Source organism: Streptococcaceae bacterium ESL0687 (assembly GCA_029392475.1).
Lineage (GTDB): Bacteria > Bacillota > Bacilli > Lactobacillales > Streptococcaceae > Floricoccus.
Map to the genome: position 1 here is coordinate 1,166,177 of CP113940.1, position 18,201 is coordinate 1,184,377.

The window sequence follows — 18,201 nt, forward strand, 5'->3', positions numbered from 1 at the left end:
ATTTAAACTCCTTCTAAAACACTCTATTAAGAATATTGTACTATAAAATACTCCTTCTAGCTACAAGCAAAATAGGCTCCCTAAGGGAACCTATTTCATTATCTTACCTCAAAACCAGCTTCTTCTAGTTTCTTAGTGATTTTGTTCATGTATGAAGTGATGTCTTCATCTGTTAGAGTTTGCTCAGGATTTTGGAAGATCAGGCTGTAGGCCATTGACTTTTTATCTGCAGCTACATTTTCTCCAGTGTAGACGTCGAAAATTGAAACATCTTTAAGCATCTTAACTTTGGCAGAGTCGATGATATCAAGGATTTCTTGGTTTTCCATCTCACGGCCGACAAGAAGAGCCAGGTCACGTTTAACTGCTGGGAATTTTGGAATGTCTGTGAAGACAACTTGCGCTGGTTTGTTATCAAGAATTCCAGTTAGGTCAAGGCTTGCCACATATGTTGCAGGGATATCGTAAGCCTTAGCCACTGCTGGATGGACTTGACCGACAAATCCAATTTCAGTATCGCCAACGATTACGCGGGCTGTACGTCCTGGGTGCATGTCAGCAAGTTCTATTTCACGTTCAAAACGAAGGTCTTGGTCGCGAAGGAGGGTTTCAACCACACCTTTAGCGGCATAGAAGTCTGTTTTTCCAGTGAAGGCCATGGCAACTTGTGGAAGCTCAGTTGGACGGTCGTCTTCTTCATCCCCAAACTTGAAGAATACATTTCCTACCTCATAGATGGCAAGGTCTTGGTTACCACGGGCATGGTTGTAGCGGACGATGTCAAGCATACCTGGAACGATTGAGTTACGAAGAGTCTGACGGTCTTCACTCATTGGCATTGCAAGGCTAACTGGTTCAGTTACAAGTTTTGTAAACTGACGGGCCTTTTCAGGAGTAGTTAGGGCGTAACCGATAACCTCAGTAAGTCCAGCTCCTTCAAGGATTGTACGGGTTGCACGGCGAAGTTCCTGCATTGGAGTAAGTTCACCGATTGTGTTCCCTGCTGATGGGAGAGTTGAAGGAAGGTTATCATATCCGTAGATGCGGGCTACTTCTTCAACCAGGTCAGCTTCAATTGAGATGTCCCAACGGCGTGGAGGAATAGCTACAGTGAATAGACCGTCGTTAACAGCTGCCGCAAATCCAAGTTGACCGAAGATTTCAAGAACACGTTCTTCAGATAGATCAGTTCCTAGAGAACGGTTGATCTTGTCGAGAGTGATTGTAACTTCAACAGGCTCTGGCAGGTAGTTGTTGCTTTCAACAATTCCATTAAGTACAGTTCCGCCTGCAAGTTCAGCGATCATAGCAGCTGCTGCATCAAGGGCAAGGGCTACGTCAGCCTCATTGATTCCTTTTTCAAAGCGGGCAGAAGCTTCACTACGTAGATTGAATTTCTGGCTGGTCTTACGGATTGATCCACCGTCAAATAGGGCAGACTCAAGAACCACGCGTTTTGAAGAGTCAGTAATCTCAGTATCAAGACCTCCCATAACTCCCGCTAGGGCAACAGGTTCGTCTGCTACAGTGATGACTAGGTCTTCAGCAGAAAGACCGCGTTCAACACCGTCAAGGGTTGTCATTTTTTCACCGTCTTTTGCATCACGAACAACAATCTTAGAATCTTTGAAGGTATCTAGGTCGAAGGCGTGAAGTGGTTGACCAAAGTACATAAGGATGTAGTTAGTCACGTCGACCACATTGTTGATTGGACGGATTCCTTCGTTCATAAGAAGGTTTTGTAGCCAACGAGGTGATGGGGCGATTATCACGTCTTCAATAACGCGGGCCTTATAAGTCTTAGACTTGTCAGTTGCAACTTCAACTTGGATCTCTTGGTTGGCTGCCTTGTCTATTTCAGTAAGGACAACTTCAGGGAAGCGGACTTCCTTGTTGTAGATGGCACCAACCTCATGGGCTACTCCACGCATTGAAAGGGCATCTGCACGGTTAGGGGTGATTGAAAGTTCAAGAACCTCGTCATCCATTCCGATATATGAGAATACTGCATCACCTGGGACAGCATCTTCAGGCATAACATAGATTCCATCAGCGTATTCCTTTGGAACTACTGAATCAGGGAAGCCTAGTTCTCCAAGAGAACAGATCATTCCAAGAGACTCATAACCACGCATTTTTCCTTTTTTAATCTTGTAGTTTCCAGCGATGCGAGCTCCTGGAAGGGCTACGATTACCTTGATACCCTCTTTAACATTTGGGGCACCACATACGATTTGGCGGGGCTCAACGTCTCCTGTATTTACCTGACATAAAGACAGGTGAGTGTCAGGGATTTTTTCGCAGGCAACAACGTCACCAACAACGATATTTTTAAGCCCCTCCATGCGAGACTCAACACCTTCAACCTCGATTCCGCTGGTAGACATTTTTTCTGAAAGTTCTTCAGCTGTCACGTCAAGGTCGACATATTCTTTTAACCATTTATATGAAACTAACATTTATATACCTCTATCTATTTGAACTGTTCTGTGAAACGTTGGTCGCCCAGGTAGAATCCGCGGATGTCGTTGATTCCGTATCTCAGCATGGCAATACGCTCTTGTCCTAGTCCAAAGGCGAAGGCTGAGTATTTCTTAGAGTCGATTCCGCTCATTTCAAGGACAGATGGGTGAACCATACCAGCTCCAAGAACCTCGATCCAACCAGTCATCTTACATACGTTACATCCCTTACCACCACACTTGAAGCATGATACGTCAACCTCTACAGATGGCTCAGTGAATGGGAAGTAGCTTGGACGTAGACGGATTTGACGGTCTTCACCAAACATCTTCTTGATAAGTGTTTCAAGAGTTCCCTTAAGGTCACCCATTGAGATGTTTTCATCAACAACCAGTCCTTCGATTTGGTGGAACTGGTGTGAGTGAGTGGCATCATCAGTGTCGCGACGGTAAACACGTCCTGGACTCACCATCTTAAGTGGACCTGTCGCAAAGTCATGCTTGTCCATAGTACGGGCCTGAACCGGACTTGTATGGGTACGCAGTAAAATTTCAGGCGTGATGTAGAAGGTATCCTGCATATCACGAGCTGGGTGATTTTTAGGCAGGTTCATACGTTCAAAGTTGTAATAGTCAGTTTCCACTTCGTAGCCGTCAACAACCTGATATCCCATTCCTAGGAAGATATCTTCAATCTCTTCGGTTGTTTGAGTCAGAATGTGACGAGTACCGCGAGCAACTTCCTTACCAGGTAATGTTACATCAATTGTTTCGTTTTTAAGGGCTTCAGCCATAGCAGCCGCTTCAAGTTCCTCTTTTTTAGTTTCTAATAATTCAGAAACACGGTCACGAAAATCATTTGCCAAAGAACCAATTTTTGGACGTTCTTCTGGTGATAAATCTTTCATTCCTTTAAGAATTTCAGTTAATTCACCTTTTTTTCCTAGAATAGCGACACGTATGTCATTAAGGACTTTCTCAGTATCAACTTCTTCTAACTTGGCAAGAGTCCTTGCTCTTAATTCTTCGATTTGTGCTTGTAAAGTCATAGTTCTCCTCTTACTTTTACTATTGTAATAAAAAACGGTCCTTCGCTCCATAAAGGAACGAAAGACCGTGGTACCATCCTAATTTATGTACTCAAAAAGTACAACTTTTTTTGATAAGGGAACGCTCCCTGCCTAGTTAACTGGGTGAACTTCATTCAATCATCGACTAGTGTGCTTACAGTCGGTGGCACACATTCCCTTCAGTCTACTATAGAACTACTCTTCCAGAAAAGGCTGTTATTAACTCCATTATATCATAAAATAAAATAGAAGCTATTAAAAAAGAATCTTAACAGATTCTTTAGAAACTCCGCCAGTAGGACTCGAACCTACGACATCATGATTAACAGTCATGCGCTACTACCAACTGAGCTATGGCGGAATATTCGCTTGGCGCCTACCTTATCTCACAGGGGGCAACCCCCAACTACTTCCGGCGTAACGAGACTTAACTTCTGTGTTCGACATGGGAACAGGTGTATCTCTCGTGCAATAAGCACCAAACTTGTTTGTAATCTTTCGATCACTCAAAATTGAATAATTTCTTCTATAACTCGAAACAACTTCAAATGTTGCTTGACTCTTATTTTAGGATAAGTCCTCGAGCGATTAGTACTAGTCCGCTACATGTGTCACCACACTTCCACTTCTAGCCTATCTACCTAATCATCTTTCAGGGCTCTTAACCAATAATTGGTGGGAAATCTCATCTTGAGGTGGGCTTCGCACTTAGATGCTTTCAGCGCTTATCCCTTCCCTACATAGCTACCCAGCGATGCTCTTGGCAGAACAACTGGTACACCAGCGGTAAGTCCATCCCGGTCCTCTCGTACTAAGGACAGATCCTCTCAAATTTCCTACGCCCGCGACGGATAGGGACCGAACTGTCTCACGACGTTCTGAACCCAGCTCGCGTGCCGCTTTAATGGGCGAACAGCCCAACCCTTGGGACCGACTACAGCCCCAGGATGCGACGAGCCGACATCGAGGTGCCAAACCTCCCCGTCGATGTGAACTCTTGGGGGAGATAAGCCTGTTATCCCCAGGGTAGCTTTTATCCGTTGAGCGATGGCCCTTCCATGCGGAACCACCGGATCACTAAGCCCGACTTTCGTCCCTGCTCGATTTGTAGATCTCGCAGTCAAGCTCCCTTATACCTTTACACTCTATGAATGATTTCCAACCATTCTGAGGGAACCTTTGGGCGCCTCCGTTACCTTTTAGGAGGCGACCGCCCCAGTCAAACTGCCCGTCAGACACTGTCTCCCACCATGGATGATTAATGGTGCGGGTTAGAGTAGCCATAACACAAGGGTAGTATCCCAACAACGCCTCATCATACACTGGCGTGCATGAATCATAGGCTCCTACCTATCCTGTACATGTGGTACAGATACTCAATATCAAACTGCAGTAAAGCTCCATGGGGTCTTTCCGTCCTGTCGCGGGTAACCTGCATCTTCACAGGTACTAAAATTTCACCGAGTCTCTCGTTGAGACAGTGCCCAAATCGTTACGCCTTTCGTGCGGGTCGGAACTTACCCGACAAGGAATTTCGCTACCTTAGGACCGTTATAGTTACGGCCGCCGTTTACTGGGGCTTCAATTCATACCTTCGCTTACGCTAAGCACTCCTCTTAACCTTCCAGCACCGGGCAGGCGTCACCCCCTATACATCATCTTACGATTTAGCAGAGAGCTGTGTTTTTGATAAACAGTCGCTTGGGCCTATTCACTGCGGCTGACTTAAAGTCAGCGCCCCTTCTCCCTAAGTTACGGGGCCATTTTGCCGAGTTCCTTAACGAGAGTTCTCTCGCTCACCTGAGGCTACTCGCCTCGACTACCTGTGTCGGTTTGCGGTACGGGTAGATATTATTTAAACGCTAGAAGCTTTTCTCGGCAGTGTGACATCACATACTTCGCGACCTTAGTCGCTTCCCCATCACAGCTCAATGTTAGAAGTACAAGCATTTGACTCATACTACACCTCACTGCTTAGACCAGAATCCATTAACTGGCACATGTTAGCCTACTGCGTCCCTCCATCACTATAATATCTAGTACAGGAATATCAACCTGTTGTCCATCGGATACGCCTTTCGGCCTCTCCTTAGGTCCCGACTAACCCAGGGCGGACGAGCCTTCCCCTGGAAACCTTAGTCTTACGGTGGACAGGATTCTCACCTGTCTTTCGCTACTCATACCGGCATTCTCACTTCTATACGCTCCAGCACTCCTCACGGTATACCTTCGGCGCTGTATAGAACGCTCTCCTACCAATTACTTAAAAAGTAATTCCACAGCTTCGGTAATATGTTTAGCCCCGGTACATTTTCGGCGCAGGGTCACTCGACTAGTGAGCTATTACGCACTCTTTGAATGGTAGCTGCTTCTGAGCTAACATCCTAGTTGTCTGTGCAACCCCACATCCTTTTCCACTTAACATATATTTTGGGACCTTAGCTGGTGGTCTGGGCTGTTTCCCTTTCGACTACGGATCTTAGCACTCGCAGTCTGACTGCCGTACATATGTCATTGGCATTCGGAGTTTATCTGAGATTGGTAATCCGGGATGGACCCCTCACCCAAACAGTGCTCTACCTCCAAGACATTTAAATTACGACGCTAGCCCTAAAGCTATTTCGGAGAGAACCAGCTATCTCCAAGTTCGTTTGGAATTTCTCCGCTATCCACAAGTCATCCAAGCACTTTTCAACGTACTCTGGTTCGGTCCTCCAGTGAGTTTTACCTCACCTTCAACCTGCTCATGGATAGGTCACATGGTTTCGGGTCTACATCATGTTACTAAAGCGCCCTATTAAGACTCGCTTTCGCTACGGCTCCGACTCTTCATCTTAACCTCGCAACATAACGTAACTCGCCGGTTCATTCTACAAAAGGCACGCTCTCACCCATTAACGGGCTCGAACTTGTTGTAGGCACACGGTTTCAGGTGCTATTTCACTCCCCTTCCGGGGTTCTTTTCACCTTTCCCTCACGGTACTGGTTCACTATCGGTCACTAGGGAGTATTTAGACTTGGGAGATGGTCCTCCCGGATTCCGACAAGATTCCTCGTGTCTTGCCGTACTCAGGATACTGCTAGGTATACATTCTATTTCGATTACGAGGCTATTACTCTCTCTGGCTTACCTTTCCAGGTAATTCTTCTATAAAATGTAAGTCCACGTTGCAGTCCTACAACCCCAAGGGACAAGTCCCTTGGTTTGGTCTTCTTCCGTTTCGCTCGCCGCTACTCAGGAAATCGCATTTGCTTTCTCTTCCTGCAGCTACTTAGATGTTTCAGTTCACTGCGTCTTCCTTCTCATACACTATGTATTCATGTATGGATAACATCCATTAGATGTTGGGTTCCCCCATTCGGAAACTCACGGATCATCGCTTACTTACAGCTCCCCGTGAAATATCGTAGTTAGTCACGTCCTTCTTCGGCTCCTAGTGCCAAGGCATCCACCGTGCGCCCTTATTAACTTAACCTTTAATTTTGAATTATTAAATTCAGTTATAAGTTTTGATTTCTTCGTTTTTAAACTCTTTAAATCACAGCATTTTCGGTTTATTTCTTTGTTATATTAGAAATTATTCAATTTTCAATGATCGATTCGGTAGTCATTCAACTACCTATGGAGCCTAGCGGGATCGAACCGCTGACCTCCTGCGTGCAAAGCAGGCGCTCTCCCAGCTGAGCTAAGGCCCCAATCTTCTTTGAGAAGATATATATCTTGTTTTAGGTATAAACCTCTCAAAACTAAACAATGCAAAACTAAATGTGCAGGTATCCTCGTATTTTCCTTAGAAAGGAGGTGATCCAGCCGCACCTTCCGATACGGCTACCTTGTTACGACTTCACCCCAATCATCTATCCCACCTTAGGCGGTTGGCTCCTTACGGTTACCTCACCGACTTCGGGTGTTACAAACTCTCGTGGTGTGACGGGCGGTGTGTACAAGGCCCGGGAACGTATTCACCGCGGCGTGCTGATCCGCGATTACTAGCGATTCCGACTTCATGTAGGCGAGTTGCAGCCTACAATCCGAACTGAGAGAAGCTTTAAGAGATTAGCTTGCCGTCACCGGCTTGCGACTCGTTGTACTTCCCATTGTAGCACGTGTGTAGCCCAGGTCATAAGGGGCATGCTGATTTGACGTCATCCCCACCTTCCTCCGGTTTATTACCGGCAGTCTCGCTAGAGTGCCCAACTTAATGATGGCAACTAACAATAGGGGTTGCGCTCGTTGCGGGACTTAACCCAACATCTCACGACACGAGCTGACGACAACCATGCACCACCTGTATCGAGTGTCCCGAAGGAACTCCCTATCTCTAGGGATAGCACTCGTATGTCAAGACCTGGTAAGGTTCTTCGCGTTGCTTCGAATTAAACCACATGCTCCACCGCTTGTGCGGGCCCCCGTCAATTCCTTTGAGTTTCAACCTTGCGGTCGTACTCCCCAGGCGGAGTGCTTAATGCGTTAGCTGCGACACTCAGGGGTGGATACCCCCGAACATCTAGCACTCATCGTTTACGGCGTGGACTACCAGGGTATCTAATCCTGTTTGCTCCCCACGCTTTCGAGCCTCAGCGTCAGTTACAGTCCAGAGAGCCGCTTTCGCCTCCGGTGTTCCTCCATATATCTACGCATTTCACCGCTACACATGGAATTCCACTCTCCTCTACTGCACTCAAGTTCACCAGTTTCCAATGCTTACAATGGTTGAGCCACTGCCTTTTACATCAGACTTAATGAACCGCCTGCGCTCGCTTTACGCCCAATAAATCCGGACAACGCTTGCCACCTACGTATTACCGCGGCTGCTGGCACGTAGTTAGCCGTGGCTTTCTGGTAAGATACCGTCAGCCAGTGATCTTTCCACTATCACTGGTGTTCTTCTCTTACAACAGAGTTTTACGATCCGAAAACCTTCTTCACTCACGCGGCGTTGCTCGGTCAGACTTTCGTCCATTGCCGAAGATTCCCTACTGCTGCCTCCCGTAGGAGTCTGGGCCGTGTCTCAGTCCCAGTGTGGCCGATCACCCTCTCAGGTCGGCTATGTATCATCGCCTTGGTGAGCCTTTACCTCACCAACTAGCTAATACAACGCGGGTCCATCTCATAGTGTACCAATTGGCACTTTCAACTCTGTATCATGTGATACTAAGTGTTATGCGGTATTAGCTACCGTTTCCAGTAGTTATCCCCCTCTATAAGGCAGGTTACCCACGCGTTACTCACCCGTTCGCTGCTCATCCATCTAGTACAAGTACCAGATTTCAGCGCTCAACTTGCATGTATTAGGCACGCCGCCAGCGTTCGTCCTGAGCCAGGATCAAACTCTCATATAAATTATGAGCAGACTCCTAAGAGTCACTAGCTCGCTTTTGTTGCTTTATTTATTGTCAAAATTGACAGTTGAATGTTTAAACATTCACCCTGCACATTTGGTTCGTTTTGCTTTGTTCAGTTTTCAAAGGTCTATCGTCATCTCTTACGAGACAACTTCATTAGTTTATCAAAACTTGTTTTACTTGTCAACTACTTTTTTAAAGTTTTTTTGACTCAAGTTTTAAACTGTTGCCCTCAGACAACTTTTATAGTTTACTATGACTTAACGTCTTTGTCAACTACTTTTTTTAACTTTTTTCTTAGTTATTTAACTAAATTATTTAAGCTATTTAACTAAGTGTTGCCCTCAAGCAACTTTGTTAGTTTACCATCTATAGAAGGCTATGTCAACATGTTTTTTTAACTTTTTTCAAAGTCTTAATTCACAATAAATTGACCTGCCCTTGACAGTGCTATTATTCTATCAAATACTGTAAAGGCTGTCAACTAGTTTTTCTTATTTTTTGAAAAATAAATTATTTGTAGCTTCTAATAAGGTTTTTTCCATAAAAAATCCTATTTTAAGAAGCTGACTATATTTGCTGATATTTTTTTTGTAGTTATTATAATCATCTTCACTGATTTTTTCTATCAAATTTGGTAGTTCATCTATATTTTCATATAAAAGTCCCAGCTTATTATCCTTAATCAAATCAGCTTGTACATTTTGACTACTTACTAGGGGAGGAATTCCTAGGGCCAGATAAAGAGATAAATCTAAGGAGTTATTAAAAAAGTTATTTTCAACCAGGCCATAGCCTGTAAAACTATCCTGGGAAATAAAATCGGCTATTCTTTGAAACTTAGTAGTGGAAAAAGATATAATCGGAGAATTTTCACCTTCTAATTGATAGATATTATCTGATTTTGCAACAATTTTGTCTTTTTGATCTAATAAAAAATCTGTCAAACCAAGAACTAGAATTTCCTTGTCCTGATAGTTGCTTAATTTTATCATCCTTTCCTTCATGATTTCATTTTCAACTATTAGGAGATCAAAAAATTTCAAATTATCCTGAACAAAGTCGTCTTTGGCTGTTATCTGATCATTAAAAGACCAGGCTGGAATATCCCACACAATAGCTACTAGAAGTACTTTTTTGTCCTTCAAATGTTTAATGTACTTCAAAGAATACCTATCATCATCCTGAAAAAGCGGATATTGTAAGAAAACAAGGTCTCCTTCTTGAACTTGTTCCTGAAGTTTTATTAAATCACTAGAAAGCTCATCATCTGATTTATCTCTTCCGTCGTAAGAATAATACAACAAATCTTTGAAGCCAAGTTTTTTTGAAATTTCTGAAGTCTGCGCACTTTTTATATATTTTATATTCCCCTCTTCATAGTCTGGAATATAATACTTACTCATCCAAATAGACATAAAATCCTCCCATCTTTATGTACAAGAAAAGACGAGTTACTCGCCTTCTTTTACTTTACCAGTCCATTCATTGAGACCATTTTTTAAAAGATATATATCTTTAAATCCTGCTTTATTCAAAATAGAAACAATATTTAATGCCTGTTGTGGTTTACCTGCTTCATAAAGTAAAACAGGTTTATTTTTATTCAAGGCAGCCAAACTATTTTTAAATTGACTGGCTGGAATATTTCTTGCTCCAAGGATATGTTTTCTTCTATAATCAGAACTTTCTCTGATATCGACTAATTGACCCCTAGAAATATTATCCTGAAATTCCTGGTTATCAACTTTTTTAGAAGCTTTTTTAAGGACATGAGCCCGGTAAAAATTCCAAGCCACTAAAGCTAATAAAATTATTAATAAAACTATGTTAACGTATTTAATCATTAATTTCTTCCTCTAAAATGCCGTCAAATTGCATAGCAAGACTTGCCGCACCAATAATTCCAGCATCATTTCCTAGCTGAGCTAGTTTAATTTTTGTTGAATTTGTAACCTGTGGGAAAGTGTACTTTCTGAAGTAGTTTTCAACTTGTGAGCGTAAAAATTCTCCCGCAGCTGATACTCCACCACCGATTACGATTGAATCTGGATTTAGGGTGTTAGCTAAATTTCCGCAAGCTAGACCTAGGTACTGAGAAACCTTATCAACTATTCTGACAGCAAAAGGATCTCCAGCTTCAGCAGCAACAAAAATATCCTTTGAAGTTACTTGTTCACCATCATCAATAGCTGCTTTGATTTGGCTGTCCCCTTCGTATTGTTCTGCAATCTTGCGCGCAACACGAACAACCCCTGTCGCAGAGGCCACAGTTTCAAGGCATCCACTTTTACCACATGTACAATCAAATCCGTCCTCAGGTTCAACTGTAAGGTGACCGATTTCACCACCTGCACCAGCTACCCCGTGAATGAGGTTTCCAGCAGCAATAACACCACCACCAACACCAGTTCCAAGAGTCATAAAGATTACATCCGGATTATTAGCACCAGCCCCTGTCCATCTTTCACCCAAGGCTGCTACATTTGCATCATTATCAATAGCAATTGGAAGACCAATACCTTCTCTTATTTTTTTACCAACTTCTTGAGTATCGGCCCAGTTTAGGTTGTAAGCACCCCTTACTGTAGCATTTTCAATGTCAACACTTCCAGGACTTCCCATTCCAATACCAATAAAATCATCTTTAGTAAGATTATAGAGACTCATTCTGTGTTTGATACTTTCAATAATATCTGGAACTATATTTTTACCATCATCAGTTATCCTTGTTTCAATGGCCCATTTGTCTTGGATTTCACCTTCTAGGGTTAAAATTCCAAATTTAACCGTTGTTCCACCTAAATCGATACCGATGATTTTCTTTTCTAACATTATATACTCCTTAATTATTTAGTTATTAGCTTCTTCTATTTTGTGTTCTCTTCTTAAAATGAGTTCAGCTTGAAGGTAGTCGTCTCTATCAATCAGCCCTGAATCATAGAGATTTTTTAGTTCAATCTTCATAAGCTCGATATCATAGATTCTTTTACCCAGATAAATATAGATACCAAAACGCTTCAATAACTGCTGAACATCATAAAGATTTTTCATCATTTTCATATGTGACAAGGATATCATGAAAACCCTTTTTTTTCAAGGAAAGAAAAAAGAAACCCCATATGCCGAGGCCTCTTACATACTTTTCTTACAGTCCTGGTGCACGGCCAATTTCAGACTCTAGCATCCAGATTGTTTTTTCAATTTCAGCGTTAGATGTAGTAAAGATATCAGATGTTACAGGGTCACCTTCTTCATCAGAAACGGTAATACCTTGGTAGAATAACTCATCTAGGTACTTATAAGCTTCGATTACTTGCTCAATTCTTTCTTCGATAGTCTTGTCCCAAGTAGCTTTTTCAAGTTTGATTTTTGAAAGTTCGTCAAATTCTTTAAGAGTTGAAACAGGACTTCCTCCGATTGTAATTAAACGTTCAGACAGTGTATCAAGAATACTGTTTAATTGATCCATGTAAGTGTCCATCTTTGGATGAAGTTTCATAAATCCTGGTCCACGCATATACCAGTGTACTTGGTGGATAAGCGCACTTGCTTTTGATAAATCAGCAACTGATTGATTTAAAAGTTCCTTTGTTTTTTCTCTAGACATTTAAATACCTCAATCTTTCTATGCTTTAATTTTATGATAATAGGTAGTATTTTGCAAAAATTTGAATTAAAAATATTAATCTTTCTCGTATATATAATCGAGGTGATTATATGATTATTTATTTTATTTATGGAAGTATTTTTGGATCCTTCTTCGGCCTTCTTATCGACCGATTTCCAGAAACTTCAATTCTTTTTCCGAATTCAAAATGTGATTCTTGTAAAACCAAACTTGCCTTTTATGACCTAATTCCTATCCTTTCCCAGCTCTTTTTAAAATTTAAATGCAGATACTGTAAAAAGAGGACAAGTATTTGGTATTCTGCCCTTGAAATAGTTAGTGGAATCTATTTTTCCCTCTATTATTTACAAGTAATTAATTTTCCGCAACTTCTTTTGCTAGTCATGGCAACCATCCTTAGCCTTTACGATATTAGAAGTCAGACCTATCCTTTAGTTATCTGGATATTTTTTAATTTAATCTTTTTAATCTTTCTACCTATCAATTATCTTTTTGCTAGCTTTTTAGGTCTGGCCATACTGGCTATGATTTTTGATTTTAAATTAGGAGCTGGTGATTTACTTTTTCTAGCCAGTCTGTCCTTATTTAACGATTACAATCAAATCTTACTGGTAATCCAATTATCTTCCCTAGGTGCCATTTTTTATTCGGAATTTTTTAAAAGAAAAATTATTCCCTTTGTTCCCTTTTTATTTGCTGCCCAAATCATTATCATGCTTTTTAAAAACCTGTAACGGTAACGCCTAAAAGCCTTATTCCTTTAGCAAAAACGTCATTAAATTCTTCTAGTAACTTGACTGCTCCCCTGTTGATTATTTCAAAGTCATCTGTTTTTTCATCCCGAGTTAAGCGCTTGGTATGAGTTTCAAAATCGGAAGTTCTAAGTTTTAAAACAATGGTCTTACCCTTTAGTTTTTCTTTTTTGAGCGTTTGACTGACATTTTTGGCTAATGAAGAAATTTCTGCCACTATGTCTTCTTCCATGTACAAAAGCTTACCGTAGGTTCTCTCATTTCCCAGGGACTTCCTAATCCTACTGGCTTTTACTGGACTATTATTAATTCCGTGAGCTTTCAGGTAGAGGTCCCAACCAAGGACACCCAAATTATCAATTAGTTTTTGAGGATTAGCTTCAGCCAAATCAGACCCCGTATAAATCCCAAGGTCATTCAACCTTTCCTCAGTCCTTTTACCCACTCCATTAAATTTAGCAATTGATAGATTTTCCAAAAAAACTTGAGCTTCGCCCGGAAGAATCAGGGTAAGTCCCCTTGGCTTTTCAAAATCACTTGCAAGCTTGGCTAAAAATTTATTATAGGATACTCCAGCGGAACTAGTCAGATGAAGTTCATTATAGATATCATGTTGGATCATCTTAGCGACTTTAACGGCTGATAGGCTATTAACTTTATTTTCAGTTACATCCAAATAGGCTTCATCGAAGGCAATTCCCTCAACCAAATCTGTATAACGGTGGAAAATTTCATGGATCTGGCTTGATACTTGGCGGTACTTACTATAATTTCCCGGTAAAAATTTTGCCTGGGGGCAAAGCTCGTAAGCCTCTTTGGCTGACATGGCTGAATGGATACCGTATTTTCTAGCCTCATAATTACAAGTTGAAACTACTCCCCGGCCGCCACTCTCTAAAGGATTCCGGGCAATAACTAGAGGTTTACCAATAAGGGAGGGATCATCTCTTTCTTCGACTGAAGCATAAAAGGCATCCATGTCGATATGGATGATTTTACGACTGGTATCATTAATCAGCGGATATTCAAGCATGGATAGCCTCCCTTCTTTTTACTATATTATACCAAATTTAACCCATCTCAAGATCTTCGACAACTTCCAAAATTTCATGTATAGACGGTTCATAAACCAAAGAAAAAAACTCCCAAAAGTGGGAGTCTTTTTTTCTTATTGAGCAGCCTCATCCATTGAAAGAACTTCGTGGAAGACACGTTTTGTTAATTCCTTACGTTGTTCTGGTCCAAGGTATTTAGTATTTACACAGTAACCAGAGATACGTACGATTACATCTTCTCCGTTCATGATTTTTCCGTAAACATCATTAAGGTCCATAACGTTCAGGTTCATGTGTTGTCCACCATTGATGAAGTAAGCATCTAGGATGTCTACTAGATTTTCAATTTGTTCATCACGAGTTTTACCTAAGGCACGTGGTGATACTTGGGTAGTTAGTGAGATACCGTCATTTGCATGTTTAAACTCAAGTTTAGAAATTGAGTTTAAGTTTTGTAGCCATCCACCACGAGATGCAGGTAGTGGGTTAGCTCCTGGTGAGAAGAATTCGTATTCGTCATAGTTTACAGATCCGTCTTCATTTAGGAATACTCCGCGGTTAACTGGTGAGTGTCCAGTTTGTTTAGAGTAGGCAACATTTGAAGTGATTGTAAGTAGAGATACTGTTGCTTCTGCGTTTTTGTATAGTTTGTGGCGCGCTAGTTTTTCATGGTACATCTTCATAACTAGTTTACCGATGTTGTCTACACGGTCGTCATCTTCACCAAAGCGTGGGAATTCACCTTCAGTGATGTAGTCAACGATACGTCCATCTTCATTACGAACTGGTTTAACAGTAGCGTACTTGATTGCTGAAATTGTGTCTACTACGTTTGCGAATCCACAGATACCAAATCCCATATTTGCACGTTGGTGTGAAGGTAGGAAGGCCATTTGAACTGCTTCGTAGTTGTACTTGTCAGTCATGTAGTGGATGATGTTTAGGGCATCAACATAAGTATCAGTCAGCCAGTCAAGAGACTTGTCGAAGTTTTCCATAACTTCATCATATTCAAGAACATCTGATGTGATTGCATCAATATCAAATACCTTGTAGTCATGGTGGACATCATCATATCCTCCGTCAATACCAGTAAGAAGAGCCTTAAGTACGTTTACACGCGCTCCGAAGTACTGGATATTGTGACGTTTGTCTTCACTTTCAGGATCAAGTGGAGATACACAACATGAGATACAAGACATTTCTCCGTATCCGTCTTTGGCCATTGTTTCAACACCTTCATATTGGATTGAAGAGTGTTTGTGGCTCATGTTCATACAGTAGCGGCGGAAATTGTATGGAAGCTTGTCAGACCAAAGGACAGTAAGGTTTGGTTCTGGTGAGTTTCCGATGTTATCAAGAGTGTTTAGGAAACGGTAGTCCATCTTAGTTACACGGTGGCGTCCGTCGTTACCCATACCAGCCATTGAAGTTGTAATGAATGTTGGGTCTCCTGAATAGATTTGGTCGTAGGCTTTAGTACGGGCAAACTTGACTGAACGAAGTTTAAGTACAAAGTCATCTACGAATTCTTGGATTTCTTCTTCGGTGAAGGTTCCACGCTCAAGGTCACGTTGGGCGAAGATATCAAGTACGATTGGCACACGTCCAAGGGATGTTGCTGCTCCGTTGATTACACGAGCTGCTGCCATGAAGGCGATGTTTGTCCACTGGATAGCTTCCTTAACGTTCATAGCTGGTTTACGAACATCTAATCCGTAAAGATCACCAAGTTTTGCAACTTCATCAAGAGCTTGATACTGAAGGTTGATTTCTTCACGTAGGCGGATTGATTCTTCGTCGATTTCAGTGATTGCATTCCAGTCAGCTGCTTTTTCTTTCATTAAGAAGTCAGCCCCGTAAAGTGCAAGACGAGCATAAACCCCAATAATACGTCCACGTGAGTAAGCATCTGGCAGACCAGTTACAGTGTGGGCGTGGCGGGCACGACGGATGTTTTGAGTGTAAGCACGGAAAATTCCGTCATTTACAGTCGTTACATATTTAGTAAAAATTTCGTGAATTTCTGGTGAAATTTCATAGCCATTTTCCTTAAGAGTAGTTTCTGCCATACGGATTCCACCTTTTGGCATTAAACTTAGACGGAAAGGTTCTGAATTTTGTAATCCATAGATAATATCTAAATCTTTGTCGATATAACCAGCTGGGATATCAGCAATACTTGCTACACGGTCTGTATCCATAGGGAAACGTGTTGCTTCGTAGTGGTCTTTAGTAGTTTCTAAAATCTCTTTAACTTTAAGGCTACGGGCAGTAGGTCCAGCTAAGAAAGATTCATCTCCATCGTATGGTTCGTAGTTAGCATTTACGAAACGTGATACTGATACTTTTTCTTTCCAATCAAGGCCTTTGAATCCCTCCCAAGCCTTTTCAAATAAATCTTGAGTTACTTCAGTCTTCATCTATTCATCTCCTTCGGATAAATGACCACATCTGTGATCTGTTACATTTACAAATACATAATACCACATAGTAATCGCTTTCACAAACTTAATGTGGTAGTTTTTGAAAAAACTTTTTTAGTACAGATTAATTTTTTAAGGAAACTGTATTATATTTTAGGAGATATTTCTTAGGAATTTTTAGACATAAGACTTGCTATATCTAGAAATTAAAAATAAAACAGTTTTTAAAAGACTGTTTTATTTTGTAGCTTTCAAACTATTACTTAATAGCTTTTTTAAAGACTTCAAAAAGATATTTGGGCAGAATCAGATGATTTATTTAAATTTTAAATTTTAAATTTTAAATTTTAAATTTTCTATGTACACAAAAAAGACCCACCGAAGTGAATCTTTTTGAGTAGATTAATTCTAATTAAGCTTTGTTAGCTGATCCGAATACGTCGATACGTTCTTCAACAGCTTCTTGGATAGCTTTAACACCTGGTGCTAGGAATTTACGTGGGTCGAATAATTTCTTAGCATCGTAAGCTTCTTCGTTTTGGTCATATTCGCGAGCGAATGCGCGTGTTGCGTTAGCAAATGCGATTTGACACTCAGTGTTAACGTTAACTTTAGCAACTCCAAGTTTGATAGCTTCTTGGATTTGTTCGTCAGGAATTCCTGATCCACCGTGAAGAACGATTGGGAAGTTTGGAACTGCCGCAGTAAGTTTTTCAAGGTGTCCAAGGTCAAGACCAGTCCAGTTAGCTGGGTATGGTCCGTGGATGTTTCCGATACCAGCTGCAAGGAAGTCAATTCCAGTTTCAACCATAGCTACAGCGTCTTCGATTGGAGCAAGTTCACCAGCACCAACGATTCCGTCTTCTTCTCCACCGATAGTTCCAACTTCAGCTTCAACAGAGATACCTTTAGCGTGAGCAAGTTTTACAACTTCACGAGTTTTTTCAAGGTTTTCTTCGATTGGAAGGTGAGATCCGTCGAACATAAGTGAAGTGTAACCAACTTCGATACACTCAAGAGCGTCATCGTAGTGACCGTGGTCAAGGTGGATTGCTACAGGAACAGTAATGTTCATTGATTCCACTAGGTTTTCGATAAGGTTTTTAGCAGTTTTGTAACCACCCATGTATTTACCAGCACCCATTGAAGTTTGAACAAGAACTGGAGCTTGTTTAGCTTCTGCAGCACGTAGGATAGCTTGAGTCCACTCAAGGTTGTTTGTGTTGAATCCTCCGACAGCGTATCCGTTGTCGCGAGCTGCTTTTACAAATTTTTCAGCTGAAACGATTGGCATTTTAATTCCTCCAAATATTTTAAATTGAGAGCCATTCCCTCATACATTGGCATTATAACACTTTATGAAAAAATATTCTAGCTCAAGATAAAAAAATGTTAAAGTACGCACAAAAAAAGCAGAAAAACCCTAGGGTATCTTCTGCCGGCTTAAACTTACCTCTGG

The 18,201-nt window shown here is 41.5% G+C and carries 11 protein-coding genes, 2 tRNA genes and 3 rRNA genes; 1 reads left to right on the plus strand and 15 read right to left on the minus strand.

Annotated features, from left to right (window positions below; all coding sequences use genetic code 11):
* Positions 1-98: 98 nt before the first annotated feature.
* The 12 genes from pheT to OZX60_05800 all read right to left on the minus strand — a co-directional run bounded on the left by pheT (position 99) and on the right by OZX60_05800 (position 12,488).
* A complete protein-coding gene (gene pheT, locus OZX60_05745; protein WEV44940.1) occupies positions 99-2,459 on the minus strand; it encodes a phenylalanine--tRNA ligase subunit beta in 2,361 nt (786 codons plus the stop codon).
* Positions 2,460-2,473: 14 nt separating this feature from the next.
* The gene (pheS, locus tag OZX60_05750; GenBank protein WEV44941.1) at positions 2,474-3,511 is read right to left on the minus strand and encodes a phenylalanine--tRNA ligase subunit alpha; all 1,038 of its coding nucleotides are present in this window, start codon (positions 3,509-3,511) and stop codon (positions 2,474-2,476) included.
* 308 nt (positions 3,512-3,819) lie between these two features.
* A tRNA-Asn gene (locus OZX60_05755) sits at positions 3,820-3,893 on the minus strand.
* 6 nt (positions 3,894-3,899) lie between these two features.
* Positions 3,900-4,015 (minus strand): 5S ribosomal RNA (gene rrf, locus OZX60_05760).
* Positions 4,016-4,100: 85 nt separating this feature from the next.
* Positions 4,101-7,008, minus strand: a 23S ribosomal RNA gene (locus tag OZX60_05765).
* A 147-nt stretch (positions 7,009-7,155) separates the two neighbouring features.
* Positions 7,156-7,228: transfer RNA gene (locus OZX60_05770), tRNA-Ala, on the minus strand.
* Positions 7,229-7,327: 99 nt separating this feature from the next.
* Positions 7,328-8,875, minus strand: a 16S ribosomal RNA gene (locus tag OZX60_05775).
* The 16S, 23S and 5S rRNA genes sit together here with 2 tRNA genes alongside, the layout of an rRNA operon.
* Positions 8,876-9,372: 497 nt before the next feature.
* Positions 9,373-10,296, minus strand: coding sequence for a hypothetical protein (locus OZX60_05780; GenBank protein ID WEV44942.1), 924 nt, complete (start codon positions 10,294-10,296; stop codon positions 9,373-9,375).
* A 36-nt stretch (positions 10,297-10,332) separates the two neighbouring features.
* On the minus strand, positions 10,333-10,725 hold the full coding sequence (locus tag OZX60_05785; GenBank protein ID WEV44943.1) for a rhodanese-like domain-containing protein: 393 nt from the start codon (positions 10,723-10,725) through the stop codon (positions 10,333-10,335).
* Positions 10,718-11,713 (minus strand): ROK family glucokinase, encoded by a 996-nt coding sequence (locus OZX60_05790; GenBank protein ID WEV44944.1) that lies wholly within the window; start codon positions 11,711-11,713, stop codon positions 10,718-10,720. Before OZX60_05790 ends, OZX60_05785 begins: the two co-directional genes overlap by 8 nt.
* Before the next feature lie 18 nt (positions 11,714-11,731).
* Positions 11,732-11,932: a YqgQ family protein gene (locus tag OZX60_05795; protein WEV45891.1), complete on the minus strand. Its 201-nt coding sequence runs from the start codon at positions 11,930-11,932 to the stop codon at positions 11,732-11,734.
* 94 nt (positions 11,933-12,026) lie between these two features.
* Positions 12,027-12,488, minus strand: a complete 462-nt coding sequence (locus OZX60_05800; protein WEV44945.1) for a DNA starvation/stationary phase protection protein — start codon at positions 12,486-12,488, stop codon at positions 12,027-12,029.
* 110 nt (positions 12,489-12,598) lie between these two features.
* Here OZX60_05800 and OZX60_05805 point away from each other — a divergent pair, with 110 nt between their 5' ends.
* Positions 12,599-13,243, plus strand: a complete 645-nt coding sequence (locus OZX60_05805; GenBank protein WEV44946.1) for a prepilin peptidase — start codon at positions 12,599-12,601, stop codon at positions 13,241-13,243.
* Here the strand turns inward: OZX60_05805 and dinB are convergent.
* From dinB to OZX60_05820, 3 genes are all read right to left on the minus strand, one after another.
* Positions 13,230-14,294 (minus strand): DNA polymerase IV, encoded by a 1,065-nt coding sequence (gene dinB, locus OZX60_05810; GenBank protein ID WEV44947.1) that lies wholly within the window; start codon positions 14,292-14,294, stop codon positions 13,230-13,232. The genes OZX60_05805 and dinB overlap by 14 nt on opposite strands.
* 135 nt (positions 14,295-14,429) lie before the next feature.
* Positions 14,430-16,739 (minus strand): formate C-acetyltransferase, encoded by a 2,310-nt coding sequence (gene pflB / locus OZX60_05815; protein WEV44948.1) that lies wholly within the window; start codon positions 16,737-16,739, stop codon positions 14,430-14,432.
* A 415-nt stretch (positions 16,740-17,154) separates the two neighbouring features.
* Complete coding sequence (locus OZX60_05820; protein WEV44949.1) at positions 17,155-18,036, minus strand: fructose-bisphosphate aldolase; 882 nt, start codon at positions 18,034-18,036, stop codon at positions 17,155-17,157.
* Between the last annotated feature and the right edge of the window lie 165 nt (positions 18,037-18,201).

Coding starts and splice junctions, on each gene's coding strand:
- OZX60_05820 (WEV44949.1), bottom strand. CDS start 18,036: ATGCCAATCGTTTCAGCTGAAAAATTTGTAAAAGCAGCTCGCGACAAC.
- OZX60_05805 (WEV44946.1), top strand. CDS start 12,599: ATGATTATTTATTTTATTTATGGAAGTATTTTTGGATCCTTCTTCGGC.
- pflB (WEV44948.1), bottom strand. CDS start 16,739: ATGAAGACTGAAGTAACTCAAGATTTATTTGAAAAGGCTTGGGAGGGA.
- pheS (WEV44941.1), bottom strand. CDS start 3,511: ATGACTTTACAAGCACAAATCGAAGAATTAAGAGCAAGGACTCTTGCC.
- OZX60_05785 (WEV44943.1), bottom strand. CDS start 10,725: ATGATTAAATACGTTAACATAGTTTTATTAATAATTTTATTAGCTTTA.
- OZX60_05790 (WEV44944.1), bottom strand. CDS start 11,713: ATGTTAGAAAAGAAAATCATCGGTATCGATTTAGGTGGAACAACGGTT.
- OZX60_05795 (WEV45891.1), bottom strand. CDS start 11,932: ATGAAAAATCTTTATGATGTTCAGCAGTTATTGAAGCGTTTTGGTATC.
- OZX60_05780 (WEV44942.1), bottom strand. CDS start 10,296: ATGTCTATTTGGATGAGTAAGTATTATATTCCAGACTATGAAGAGGGG.
- dinB (WEV44947.1), bottom strand. CDS start 14,294: ATGCTTGAATATCCGCTGATTAATGATACCAGTCGTAAAATCATCCAT.
- pheT (WEV44940.1), bottom strand. CDS start 2,459: ATGTTAGTTTCATATAAATGGTTAAAAGAATATGTCGACCTTGACGTG.
- OZX60_05800 (WEV44945.1), bottom strand. CDS start 12,488: ATGTCTAGAGAAAAAACAAAGGAACTTTTAAATCAATCAGTTGCTGAT.